Consider the following 13,548-nt stretch of genomic DNA (forward strand, 5'->3'; position numbering starts at 1 on the left):
ATGTAAATACTAAGGTTGAATTGTAACGCAATTTGAGCGGGAATGAGGTGTGGGATTAACGCTTGTTGTTTTAGATTGCAGCCAATAATGGATATAAAAAAGCCCGCAATGAATGCGAGCTTTTATGCAAATAGGTGTTGGTTACTCGAACCGCCACACCGAATTGGATTAGATTAAGAAATCTTCCATAGAACGACCTTTGTTGATCTCGTTCTTAAATACGGTTGGCATACGGCCTTGGCCAGTCCACTGAACCATTTCACCGTCAACTTCGATTTGGTATTTAGCTGGACGAGGAGCGCGTTTTTTCGCGGTTGCTTTAACAGCTACGCCACCTAAGTCATCAATGGATAAACCAACGGCTTCCATTTGTTGACGGATTTCTTCAATCTTAGCATTACGAGCTGCCATGGCTTGTTCTTCTTCCTCAGCCATAGACTCGCGTTCTACTAAAATTTTATCTAATTTGTCGGCTAAATCACGTAACTCTTCAACGCTAAGTTCTTTAACTGCTGCTTTAAAACGACGGCCGTGAGTTAATATCTCTAAAAATTCGCTCATATCTATTTTCGTCCCACTCTAATTTTTAATACAGGATAATGGTGAACAACAGCTAAATGATAGAAACTAATATAGCTCGAATCAAATAAAATTATGCATTTTAAGTAAATTAAATATTATTTATATTTTGAACTTTTCTTATTTCCTCAAATAAGTGTTCAAAAAAGTAGCCGTTGCTGAGGATTAAAAAATGCAAACAGGCGTTTGACTTTGGTTGACGTTAACGTTAACAGGACGTAAAGTTGCTCTATCCTGCATTGGTATTAACCAATGTTTTGTCCATGTACATGAAAGTGTAGGAAGGAAACCCTATGAAAGTATTGGTGCCCGTTAAGCGCGTTGTTGATGCCAATGTGAAGGTCAGGGTCAAAGCTGACAATACAAGTGTTGACACCGCAAACCTAAAAATGGCGTTGAACCCTTTTTGTGAAATCGCAGTAGAAGAAGCGGTTCGTTTAAAAGAAGCGGGTAGCGCAACTGAAGTGGTTGTTGTCAGTATTGGTAATAAAGCCGTTCAAGAACAATTACGTACTGCGCTCGCATTAGGTGCAGACCGTGCGATCCATATCGATACTGAAGACGAACTGGTGCCAGTATCTATCGCCAAATTGCTCAAAGCGGTACAAGACAAAGAACAAGCCGAACTGGTGATTTTTGGTAAGCAATCTATCGATGGCGATAACAATCAAACCGGTCAAATGTTCGCAGCGCTGATGGATATGCCACAGGCGACCTTTGCTTCAGAAATCAAATTAGAAGCGAATACATTACAAGTCACCCGTGAAATTGACGGCGGCATGCAAACTCTCAAACTGCCTTTACCTGCTGTCGTGACCGCCGATCTACGTTTGAACGAACCCCGTTACGCTTCACTGCCTAACATTATGAAAGCCAAGCGTAAGCCATTAGAAGTCTTTACTGTGGCCGACTTAGGCGTGACATTAAAGAGTCACCAAACGGTCGTGAAGGTCACTCCGCCAGCAGAACGTAAAGCAGGCATCATGGTAGCGTCGGTAGCTGAGCTAGTTGAAAAGTTAAAAAATGAAGCGAAGGTGATCTAAATGGCCATTTTAGTATTAGCTGAACATGATAATGCCGCACTGAAACTCGATACGGCAAAAATCGTCACTGCCGCTCGCGCCATTGGCGATGAAGTGCATGTACTGGTTGCGGGTCACCAATGTGGCGCGGTTGTCCAAGCTGCACAAGCACTTCAAGGCGTTAGCCAAGTGCTCGTTGCCGATGCTAGCGTGTATGAAGCGCATTTAGCGGAAAATTTTGCCAAATTGCTGGTGGACTTAGCCCCTAACTATAGCCACATTCTGGCTTCGGCTTCGAGCTTAGGTAAGGACACGCTTCCGCGCGTAGCGGCATTATTAGATGTTGCGCAAATCTCTGAAGTCATTACCGTCGTCAGTGCGGACACTTTTGTGCGCCCTGTGTATGCGGGCAACGCCTTAGCGACAGTGCAAAGCCATGATGCAATCAAAGTGATGACAGTGCGCGCCAGTGCCTTTGACGCTGCGCCAGAAGGTAACAGCGCGGCTGTGACGACACTCGATAAAGTGTTTGAAGCGAGAACTCAGTTTGTTTCTCAATCTTTGACGGTATCAGCCCGTCCAGAATTAGGTAATGCTGGCATTATCGTTTCTGGCGGCCGTGGTATGGGCAGTGGTGAAAACTTCGGCATGTTAGAGCAGCTTGCTGACAAGCTCGGTGCTGCGGTTGGCGCATCACGCGCGGCAGTTGACGCTGGCTTTGTGCCTAACGATTTACAAGTCGGTCAAACCGGTAAAATCGTTGCGCCTAACTTGTATATTGCCGTCGGGATTTCTGGCGCGATTCAACATTTAGCGGGCATGAAAGACGCAAAAGTCATCGTTGCTATTAACAAAGACGCGGAAGCGCCTATTTTCCAAGTTGCCGATTATGGCTTAGTTGCCGATTTATTTGAGGCGGTTCCTGAGCTGATCACAAGTCTCGGTTGATTTAATCTGTGATCTAGGTCACATTAAGTGGCTTTGCGGTAGCATCTGCTAAGCCGCTTATGTTTTTATGTGCCTCACGCCCGCGTACGGGCGTTCTTAGAAGTAGAGGCGCGCCAAATATTAGTAGTGATCAGTAGGGTGATTCCGTTGATCGATTGCGAAAGGATTTGGTGCCGAAGTGGTTCGATTTATCACGATCAACTGCTGGGGTTGCACTTAATAGGTGCAACACTGCCATAGTATTTTCCGATACGGATGTTGGAAATAGTTACTATGGAGCGCTACTGATAGGACAGGTGACCTTGGGTATCTATTGCCTTTCCCCACCAGTTCAGTCGCCCTCCATTCGTATTTAACGAAGATAATAATCAATGACTGTTATGAATTATGCCGATTCGGCACTTTCCTTGCTGCCGCCTGCGGTGGCTATTGTGTTGGCGATCTTAACTCGCCGTGTACTGCTTTCTTTGGGGTTAGGTATTTTAATTGGTGCTTTATTGCTCAATCAATTTTCACCTGTAGCGACGGGTGAATTTGTATTTAATGGCGTTAAAGGACTTTTTTGGACGGGCGATGGCCTTAATTCGTGGAACTTATATATTCTCGGTTTCTTAATTGTACTGGGAATGATCACAGCGTTAATTACCGTAAGTGGCAGCGCGCGGGCTTTTGCCGATTGGGCTCGTTTACATATACGTAATAAACGTGACGCTAAATTATTAACCATGTTTTTAGGGTGTGTGGTTTTTATTGACGACTATTTCAATAGCTTAGTCGTAGGTTCGGTCGCTAGACCTGTTACCGACCGTTATTATATTTCCCGTGCTAAGTTAGCTTATTTATTAGATTCAACTGCGGCACCTGTGTGCGTTATTTCTCCAGTATCAAGTTGGGGCGCGTATATTATTGCACTTATTGGTGGAATATTAACGGCCCATGGTTTTGCTGATACTGGCCATTTGAGTATTTTTATTCAAATGATCCCAATGAACTTCTACGCAATCTTCTCTTTGTTATTATTACTTTTCGTTGTCTTTATGGGATTAGATGTTGGGCCAATGCGCGAGCATGAACTCAATGCCCAACGTGGTAATTTATACGATGAGTCAAAGGGATTACCGCCTGGAGCCAATGCGGATTTACCTGAGGCCGAAACCGGTAAGATCTTAGGTTTATTCCTGCCGATTACAGTATTGGTATTTGCGACCCTGTATTTTATGATCAACAGTGGCGCTCAAGTACTTGCCACTGAAGGGATTGAATTTAATATTATTTCAGCGTTTGAGAAAACCGATGTCAGTTCATCCCTTTTCTTTGGTGCATTAATCGGTTTAGCGATTTCGTTGATATTGAATTTAGTCCAAGGCGTTGAGAAATCAATGATAGTCAAAGGCATAGTGCAGGGCGCTCGCTCTATGCTGCCAGCGATTTATATCCTGTTATTTGCTTGGACTATCGCAGGCGTGATTGGCCAGCTCGAAACCGGCAAGTTTATGGCGAGTCTCGCGACGGGCAATATTCCGTTCGCCTTTTTGCCAGCCCTAATGTTTGTGTTAGCGGGTATTACTGCGTTCTCAACCGGTACTAGCTGGGGCACGTTCGGTATCATGTTGCCGATTGCTGCGGATATGGCGATGGGAAGTCACACTGGTATGATGCTACCTATGCTTGCTTCTGTGCTGGCGGGCGCGGTATTTGGCGATCACTGTTCACCGATTTCCGATACCACGATTTTGTCGTCTACGGGCGCGAGTTGTCACCATATCGACCATGTCGTCACTCAGCTACCGTATGCATTGATTGCGGCGTTTATTAGCTTAACGGGTTATGTCGTACTTGGATTTACTGAGTCAGTTGTCGCAGGTTTAGTGGCCTGTAGTGTGGTGTTTGTGGTTAGCATCATCGTACTTAAGATCAAATCTAAAGGCGCAATTAGCTAAACGTTAATTGAAACCTTGCACGGCAAAGGTTCACTACGAATAAGTCAAAATAAATCAGCCAGCATTATGCTGGCTGATTTTTTGGTTAACGCTCTATCTCTATCTCTATCTCTATCTTTAACCTAATCGCATTAAGGCTATCAGTACTTAACTTAGGCTACTTGCCGCTTAGGTTTTTTGTAGCTTAAAGTGTTTGGTCTAGCCCGCGGCGTTTTAGCAATCCTTGTGTCGTTGGCTCTTGTCCACGGAAGTTTTTGTAGGCTTCCATTGGCGCTATGCTATTGCCCACTTCACGAATGGTTTTGCGGTACTTCATGCCGATTTCACGATTGAGCCCGCCTTGGGTTTGCACATAGGCAAAGGCATCAGCCGCTAAAATCTCACTCCACATATACGCGTAATAACTTGCCGAGTAACCACCGGGGAAGGCGTGGGCAAAGTAGGTCGACTTATAGCGTGGCGGCACGGCGCTGATGTTTAAGCCGTGCTTTTTCAGGGCATTGGCTTCAAAGGTGGCCACATCTTGCAGTGGTGCATCTGGGCTTAATGAATGCCACTCCATATCCACTAATGCGGCGGCCATGTATTCCAGTGTGTCGAATCCTTGGTTAAAGCTGCCAGATTTCAGCAGTTTTTGCAGCAATTCATCGGGAATGGGTTTGCCCGTTTCATAGTGTTTAGCGTAGTTGGCCAACACTTTGGGATGGGCCGCCCAGTCTTCTTCGAAGGTTGATGGGAATTCGACAAAGTCACGGGAAACCGAAGTGCCTGCCAGACTTGGGTAAGTCACTTTGGAGAACATGCCGTGGGTACCGTGGCCCATTTCATGGAACATAGTGGTGACTTCGTCATAGCTGACGAAGGTGGGTTCACCCTCTGGCGCTTTCTTAATGTTCATCACGTTGACGACCACAGGTTTAGTGCCTTCGAGGAAGGATTGGCCGACGAACGAACTCATCCAAGCACCACCACGTTTGCCTTCACGGGCAAAATAGTCGGCGTAGAAAATGGCCATGCTTGAGCCATCGGCGTCAAACATTTCGTAGGCTTTCACATCGGGATGGTAAACCGGTAAATCTGGGCGAGGTTTTAGGGTGACGCCATAGAGTTCTTTGAGTGTGTAGAACACGCCATCTTCGAGGACGCGGTTAAACTCAAAGTATGGGCGAATGCTATTACCATCGAGGGCGTATTTTTCTTGGCGGACTTTCTCGGCGTAGAATTCCCAGTCCCATGGCGCCAGTTCAAATTCGCCGCCAGTCTTGTCGATCATGGCTTGAATATCGGCCGCTTCTTTCTCTGTATTTGCGACTACGGCTGGCACCATAGAGCCAAACATGCTGTAAACCGCTTCTGGTGTTTTGGCCATTTGCGGCGCTAGGCGATAACTGGCCCAGTTTTCATAACCTAATAGCGCGGCGCGCTCAGCGCGCAGTTGCGCTAAACGAGATACCAGTGACGCCGTCTCGTTTTCACCACTTAAGCCACGGTTAGCCGAGGCTTCCCAGATGCGTTGGCGCAGTTCACGGTTTTCCAGTGAGGCCAATACGGGCTGACGAGTGGTGTTGGTGATATTGATCAGATACTTGCCATCGTGACCCGCAGCTTTAGCATCGTTTGCGGCCGAAGTGATGTCGCTGTCAGTTAATCCTGCAAGCTCATTCTTTGATTCCACGATAACGGCGATTTCTTTAGTTAGGCGCAGTAAACGCTGGGAAAACTCATTGGTCAGTGTTGATTGTTCTTCATTTAATGCACGGATTTTCACTTTTTGTTCGTCGGTGAGTTTTGCGCCCGCCATGATAAAGCGTTGATGATAGACCTCAACCAAACGCACAGCTTCTGGGGTTAAACCTAGGTTGGTGCGATCGTTATAAATGGCTTCGATACGGGCAAATAGCGCTGGGTTTAAGTTAATGTTGTCCGAGTGGGCCGCCATTTTGGGCGCCATTTCACCTTGAATTTTACGCAGCTCTGGATTGCTGTTCGAACCCGCTAAATTATAAAACACACTCGATGCACGGCTGAGCAGGGCGCCACTTTTCTCCATAGCCACAATCGTATTATCGAAACTGGCCGCTGCGGGATTATTCGCAATCGCGAGGATTTCTTGATAGTGCTCGGCCATGCCTTGCTCTAGGGCAGGCGTAAAATGCTCATTCTTGATGAGGCTAAAGTCGGGCGCTTGATATTGTAGACTACTGACTTGAAACAAGGGGTTTTGGACTTGTACCGACATGGCGTTAGGGGCTTTGCTTTCTGTGTTGCTACAACCTGCCATAAATCCGGCGGTGAGCGTGGCGCCGATGGCGATGGCAATAAAACGTTTACGCATAATTGAGTGACTTCCTTTGAATTGTTGTTTTTTAGGACTGTAACGTTAGTAACTTAAATGGGACTGAAAATGGCTTGTTATGGGGCTGTATCTAAATAAAAAGGAGTCCCGTGTTGATGAGACTCCTTTGGCGATTTCCTTGCAGGGAAAATCGGTACCGCTTTTTACTGACTATTTAATCATGCGATGATGAAATGATTAATTAGCGAGTAAACTTGTGGTATTTATCAATACCAGAGCTTCTACCTGTGTTATGACATACAGCACAGGATTCAGTCGTTGGTTGTTTAAACCAATCTGCCACGCTAGGAACGCTGATCTCACCACCGTTGCTCACCATGTGCGCTTTCGCAGAATCAATCGTATGGCAGGCATAGCAGTTTGCAGAAACAGGGCTGGTCATCTTGCTGCCGGGTTCTAAAATGTATTGATTTGGAATTTTATCTAAATCAATCGCTTTATCATGGCAGGCAACACAACTGGTGACAGGATTGATCGCCCCTGCACCGTTAGCCGCATTCGCTTGAGTTCCATCCGCTTTCATTTCACCGACTTTAGCGCCATTACCCCAGTGCCAGCTGTGAACCATAGGGCCAAAACCTGCGCCTAAGGCGGCTGATGTCCGTGCCATGCCGTTGTCATGGCAAGCAATACAGCCATTACCGCCGTCATCGAAGGCCCCATTTTTGTGGAATGCAGTGGCATCGTTATGACAAGTAGTACAGCTGTTAGCGCTCACTATCTCACGACGCTCGAAGCCAGAGACTTTTTGAGTCGTGACTGGGTTAACAACGTCTGAGTAGGCGGTAAAGGATACGCCCATAGAACCGTCATAACCTGTCGCTCTTAGGCTGCCATTACTTTGATAACGTTGATTGCCATCATATTCCATCCAACCTGCGGTACTGAATGTCACGCGGGCAGAGTAAACATAGTTAGCATTCACTGCGCTGATATCCGTCAGTAAGTGACAGATATTCTTAGTGCCGTCGGTGTTGTAACCATAGTAATAGTTAGTACGGTTACCTGGGCGGCCCACTAAACTGCCATTGTCATAGGCGTGCAGATAGGCACTGGCATAGACCAGCGGTTTCTTGGCATCAAACACCAGCGGATCTGAGTAGTTGAAGTTATCTTTGATACTAAAGATATTGCCATCAACATCCTTTACAGTAAGTGTTGTACACCAGCCTGGGGCGGCGACTGCGGCGGCAGCACCTGTTGGCGCATAGTGATCTGTTTTCGTTGATATATCATCGACTTTAACTGGGGCCGCTAATGTCACTTTGTACTTAGCGCGAATAGCTTGGCGCTCAGTAATGCCTGACTTACCTTCATGCATAGTACGGACATCGGCACCATTACTTGGGATAATGACGCCTGGTACACCACCGCTATCATGGCAATCGATACAACCGGGTCCTGCTACGTTGATGTTAGTTGGGGCTTCAACGTGACAGGATGTACAGTTTTGTACTGAAAAGTCTTTAGTAAAATCTTGGTGATTAACATGGCCAATCTTAGACAGGGTGTTAGTCGCATAGCCACCCACAGAGAAACCTTCCGCATTGACAGCGCCGCGACTCACTGAGCCGTGACACGCTAAACAGCCTTCTACGAAAGTGACTTCACCGTCCATACCGGTTGCAACATAGCTTGCATGGCGGCGAGGACTGGTTGCGTAATCGACGTGACATGAATAGCAACTATCGGTTGTGGTGGAATGAGTGCCTTCGGGTTTATTGACCACTAAGGGAGCTGAACGTGCGATACCTGTTGCGCTATTGCCACCAACGCGTAACCACACAATGCCTTCAGTACTAGGATTGACGCCTAACATTGGGGCCACAAAAGTGTAGTGACCGTCGCCTAAAGAGGTCAGTGTCGCACCTTCAGTCGCTTGAGTTGCCGCGCCACCAATATGCACATTATCTGCAATGCCATTGAGATCATTTTCGGTACGGTTATTAATGAAACCCTTATCGGTTAACGCCGCGACTTTAGCCTCTGCGTTTTGCAGCCCGTTGATTAAATTATTATTCTCATCGGTAATTTCAAATTCGTAACTGATACTGCCTTCGCCAAAGCTGTAGTTGATCACTTTGACGTTCGTCAGCGTTGAGCTGGTGACTGGCGGTGGTGTTCCAGGTTCTCCAGGGGTGCCTGGCGTGCCAGGTGTTCCCGGAATACCTGGCGTGCCTGGTGCGCCATCGACACCATCTTTGCCATCATCGCCACAACCAACAAGAGCACCAGTTAGTGCTAGAGCCACTAAGTATGCCAGTTTTCTAGAGGTGAAAATTCTCATCATTATCTCCATTTGATCCAATATGCGCATAAAGGACGGAGTGGAGCACTAAAGTTTGCAGGGTAGGTTAGTGCTTTGACCGTTAGCCTTAATTTGCAAGCTATCGAATACTTTCTTTTTTTTTAAATGAGCACGATTTGTCTCGAATGAAATATTACTGTTAACAAGATGTTTGTTTTTTGAGCGCAAGCCCATTAACACTTAATACTTTGGAGGTAGATCTCACTTTTGAAATTTAGCTTTATTTACTATTTCCTTATAAAACAGTATTTAAGGTTAAATTAAGCTTGTGTTAACAAAATTTAATCATTTGGTGGCTGGTGATGGCTTTTATCGTGCTAAGGATTAAATAAAGTGAGCTGGAGTAGGTTAAGTCGACGATGGGGGAGTAAAACGCTGGATAAGTCAGCGCAGTTGCAGTAATTCATGATAAAAGCTTAGTCGCTGCTAGTGTTCTGATGTGAAGCGCAATGTTAGACTAGCGGCCAATTTGGCTCCGATGGCAGACGCGTAAGCGCTAACGTTTTTTAAAGGGTATAAGTCTTGGCACAATTGTATTTTTATTATTCGGCGATGAACGCTGGTAAATCCACTTCCTTATTACAGTCATCCTATAACTACCGCGAACGCGGTATGAATACCTTAGTGATGACAGCCTCCATAGATGACAGATATGGCAAAGGTAAAGTGGCCTCGCGCATCGGCATTGAAACGGATGCACAGGTTTTTAGCAGCCAAGATGATCTGACTCAGATGATTAGCGATGTGCATCAAGCCGCGCCATTAAGTTGTGTGCTGGTGGATGAGTGCCAGTTTTTGAGTAAAGAACAGGTTAAGCAGCTGACGCATGTGGTCGATAATATTGATATACCTGTACTCTGTTATGGTTTAAGAACGGATTTCCAAGGCGAACTCTTTAGCGGCAGTCATTATTTATTAGCGTGGGCCGATAAGTTGGTTGAGCTGAAAACCATTTGCCATTGTGGCCGCAAAGCTAACATGGTGGTGCGCCTCGACGGCGAGGGAAAAGTGATGCGCGAGGGTGAACAAGTGGCGATTGGTGGAAATGAAAGCTACGAGTCCGTTTGCCGTAAACATTTTCGTGAGTTCATCTGGGATTAGTCTTTGCTAGCTGGGTGTCGTTGGCGGTGAGTTTTTTGTGTGGCTTAATGAGTTGATGTCTTGTTTTACTGAGTGGCAACGGATTTGCTGAGTTGCATGAAAGATATTTATTTTAGTGTTTTTTTGGAGCTGTTTTGCCTAATTCCCCGTCAGAGATGAAGTTCGAAAATTATCGTCCTCGTCCACCACAACCCGAACCTAAGGTGAAGGTTAAGACTCCGCGTAAAGCCAGATCAAAGGGCAGAGTCTGGTTCTTATTTTTTATTTTGATTTGCTGTATCGCATTATTGATTGGCCTTGAAGTGAAAACCTCGTTTTATCAAGCCAAATACATCAATCAATATGCTAAGACGCTCACCTATGAATTAGAAAACTCACCGAGCACAGCGGTGATTTATCCAAGTTATGGCCCCTTTGATGAGCGCCATGGTTATAGTAAGTTACCTCAGTATATCGACCGATTAATGCAACGGAATTTTCAGGTGACGCAGCAAGTGGCGTTTTCGCCTGCCTTGCAGGAATACGCGCAGCTGGGATTTTTCCCGCCTTATCACGAAAAGGCGCAATCTGGCTTAACGCTGCTCGATTGTCGCAATACCGATTTGTACGAGTTCGCCTATCCTAAACGGGTTTATCAGGACGACGATAAGATCCCCAATGAAATCGTTAATACCTTATTATTTATTGAAAACCGCGAGTTATGGACCACGGAAGATAAACTCAATCCCGTGATCGACTGGCCACGTTTTGTGGTGGCGGGGATGAGCCAAATTGCAGAGATGGTCGGCATGAATGTGTCTACCGCCGGTGGCAGTACGCTGGCGACTCAGATTGAAAAATTCCGCCATTCTTCCCAAGGCTTAACCTTGAGCATCAAGGATAAGTTATTACAAATTGGCTCGGCCAGTGTGCGCGTGTACCAGCAAGGTGAGAATACCGAACCTGCACGTAAGCGCATCGTCCAAGATTATTTAAACACAGTGCCATTATCCTCGGCGCCAAATCATGGTGAAGTGCATGGTATTGGTGATGGGCTGTGGGCCTGGTTTGGCACCGATTTCGATACCGCAAACAAGCTGTTAGCATCGCCACAAATCAAGGGTAATGCCGCCAAGCGTGGACAAGTATTCCGCCAAGTGGTCGCGCTGATGATTGCCCAGCGTCGCCCTTCATACTATTTATTACAAGGTCATGAAGATCTTGAAAATTTAGTCGATAGCCATATCCGCTTACTCGGCCAATATTATTTGATTGATCGTGGTCTGCGCGATGCCGCACTCGCGCAGAAATTGCAGTTTAGGGTCACTAAGCCGCAACGAAATACGCAATCGGGTGCCGATAAGGGCGTGAATACAGTGCGTATTCGTACCGCGGGCATGTTAAATGTGGGGCTGTACGATTTAGACAGGCTCGACTTGACGGTCAACAGTAGCTTACACAGTGATTTACAGCAGCAAGTGAGTCACTACTTGCGCAGTCTGGCGCAAGCGTCGACCGCAGAGCAAGTGGGTTTATTGGGCGAGCGTTTACTCGAGCCAAGCCAACTGCAAAACGTGCTGTATAGCTTTACGCTTTACGAGCGTACCGACACCGCCAACCGAGTCCGCGTGCAGACCGACAGTACCGACCAACCCTTTGATATCAACGAGGGTAGTAAGTTGGAACTGGGTTCAACCGCTAAATTGCGGGTGATGGCGACCTACTTAGAAATCATCGCCGAGATCCACGAAAAATATTCTAAAAAACATGGTATTGAACTGGAATCTATCATTATCGAACCTAGGGATCACTTAACCCGTTGGGCGATTGATTACTTGATTGTGAATCCTGATAGACGTTTAGATCGCATGTTAGATGCGGCGCTACAGCGGGAATATTCTGCCTCAACCAGTGAGCAGTTCTTTACCGGTGGCGGTTTGCATGTGTTTAATAACTTTAAAAAATCGGAAGATGTTAAAACACCGACACTCTACCAAGCATTGCAGGATTCGATTAACTTGCCGTTTGTGCGCCTCATGCGCGACATAGTCAATTACAGCAGCAGTATGCAAAACGAGGGCAATATGGCCCAGTTGCTGCGTAACGATAAAGATCCGCGCCGCGACGAATACCTGCGGGTATTTGCCGATAGAGAGGGCAATACCTTCGTCACTAAGTTTTATCGCAAGTATAAAAAAGTGGCCGCGAATGAGCGTTTTGGGATGTTCTTCGACGGTTTATCCCAGTCGGAGCAACAATTAACGTCGGCGTATCGCTACCTCTTGCCCGATGAACCTATGTCGGCATTTAAGGCTTTTCTGCAGCAAAGATTGCCGCAGGTGAGTTATACCGATGGTCGTATTAAGAGCTTATATAACAAGTACGGTCCTGATAAATATAACCTGCCGGATCAAGGTTATATCGCACGGGTGCATCCGTTGGAATTGTGGGTGCTGGATTATCTTAATCACAATCCCGATGCCAATTTGAACGATGTGAAACAGGCGAGTGAAGCACAACGCCAAGAGGTTTATCGTTGGTTATTTAGGACGCGACATAAAAACGCCCGTGACGTTCGAGTGCAAGTGATGCTCGAAGTGGAAGCCTTCCTCGACATACATCAGCGTTGGGCGCGTTTAGGTTACCCCTTTGATGCTATGGTGCCATCCTTAGGTTCGGCGCTCGGCAGCTCGGGTGATAGACCAGCGGCCTTGGCCGAACTTATGGGCATTATTCAGAATGATGGCTATCGTTTGCCTACCGTGCGTATCAATCAGCTGCATTTTGCCGCGGATACACCATACGAAGTGACGCTGGAGAATCAGAACACCCAAGGTGAGCGAGTCATGCGCCATGAAGTCGCGCAAGCCTTAAAAGCGGCGCTGGCGAACGTAGTGCAAAACGGTACTGCCCGTCGTTTGAAGGGCATTTTTACCGATGAAAAAGGCGAGATGTTAGCCATAGGTGGGAAAACTGGCACCGGTGATAACCGTATCGTGACTCAGATGCAGCAAGGAAAAAAAGTGGCGACCACCGCCATGAACCGCACCGCGACCTTCGTGTTTTATCTGGGGGATAAATACTTCGGCACTTTGACGGCCTTCGTGCCCGGCAGTAAATCCGATGATTTTAGTTTTACTTCGGCGCTGCCATTACAAGTGATGAAAGGCATGATGCCTATTTTAGCTCCCTATGTACAAACCGAGCAGGGCATGTGTGTGGTGAACGAATAAAGGCATGAATTAATAAGTGCCACGCCAACGACAAAGAGTGTTCCTGATGAACACTCTTTGTCGTTTTAAGGCTTAAATTATC

8 protein-coding genes and 1 riboswitch are annotated in these 13,548 nt (G+C 46.6%); of the genes, 5 read left to right on the forward strand and 3 right to left on the reverse strand.

The genetic code is table 11. The features are described 5' to 3' along the window. Nucleotides 1-168 precede the first annotated feature (168 nt). Nucleotides 169-561, reverse strand: a complete 393-nt coding sequence (locus K5Q99_RS09245; protein WP_006082339.1) for an H-NS histone family protein — start codon at nucleotides 559-561, stop codon at nucleotides 169-171. A gap of 311 nt (nucleotides 562-872) precedes the next feature. Between K5Q99_RS09245 and K5Q99_RS09250 the strand changes: the two genes are divergently transcribed. The 3 genes from K5Q99_RS09250 (at nucleotide 873) to K5Q99_RS09260 (ending at nucleotide 4,489) form a co-directional block, all read left to right on the forward strand. Beyond that, complete coding sequence (locus K5Q99_RS09250; RefSeq protein WP_220776697.1) at nucleotides 873-1,622, forward strand: electron transfer flavoprotein subunit beta/FixA family protein; 750 nt, start codon at nucleotides 873-875, stop codon at nucleotides 1,620-1,622. Further along, the gene (locus tag K5Q99_RS09255; RefSeq protein WP_106651011.1) at nucleotides 1,623-2,549 is read left to right on the forward strand and encodes an electron transfer flavoprotein subunit alpha/FixB family protein; all 927 of its coding nucleotides are present in this window, start codon (nucleotides 1,623-1,625) and stop codon (nucleotides 2,547-2,549) included. 95 nt (nucleotides 2,550-2,644) lie between these two features. Further along, nucleotides 2,645-2,841: riboswitch (Lysine riboswitch) on the forward strand. A gap of 79 nt (nucleotides 2,842-2,920) precedes the next feature. Next, a complete protein-coding gene (locus K5Q99_RS09260) occupies nucleotides 2,921-4,489 on the forward strand; it encodes a Na+/H+ antiporter NhaC family protein (RefSeq protein ID WP_220776698.1) in 1,569 nt (522 codons plus the stop codon). A gap of 184 nt (nucleotides 4,490-4,673) precedes the next feature. On the opposite strand, the gene K5Q99_RS09265 is transcribed toward K5Q99_RS09260, so the two are convergent. Together K5Q99_RS09265 and K5Q99_RS09270 are read right to left on the reverse strand one after the other, a co-directional pair. Then, nucleotides 4,674-6,824: a M3 family metallopeptidase gene (locus tag K5Q99_RS09265; protein ID WP_220776699.1), complete on the reverse strand. Its 2,151-nt coding sequence runs from the start codon at nucleotides 6,822-6,824 to the stop codon at nucleotides 4,674-4,676. Nucleotides 6,825-7,026: 202 nt separating this feature from the next. Continuing rightward, the gene (locus tag K5Q99_RS09270) at nucleotides 7,027-9,132 is read right to left on the reverse strand and encodes a multiheme c-type cytochrome (RefSeq protein ID WP_220776700.1); all 2,106 of its coding nucleotides are present in this window, start codon (nucleotides 9,130-9,132) and stop codon (nucleotides 7,027-7,029) included. Nucleotides 9,133-9,675: 543 nt separating this feature from the next. On the opposite strand from K5Q99_RS09270, the gene K5Q99_RS09275 reads away from it, so the two are divergent. Beyond that, nucleotides 9,676-10,254 (forward strand): thymidine kinase, encoded by a 579-nt coding sequence (locus tag K5Q99_RS09275; protein ID WP_220776701.1) that lies wholly within the window; start codon nucleotides 9,676-9,678, stop codon nucleotides 10,252-10,254. 134 nt (nucleotides 10,255-10,388) lie between these two features. Further along, the gene (locus tag K5Q99_RS09280) at nucleotides 10,389-13,466 is read left to right on the forward strand and encodes a transglycosylase domain-containing protein (RefSeq protein WP_220776702.1); all 3,078 of its coding nucleotides are present in this window, start codon (nucleotides 10,389-10,391) and stop codon (nucleotides 13,464-13,466) included. The last annotated feature ends 82 nt before the right edge of the window (nucleotides 13,467-13,548 follow it).

This window comes from Shewanella hafniensis (assembly GCF_019655335.1).
GTDB classification, from domain to species: domain Bacteria; phylum Pseudomonadota; class Gammaproteobacteria; order Enterobacterales; family Shewanellaceae; genus Shewanella; species Shewanella hafniensis.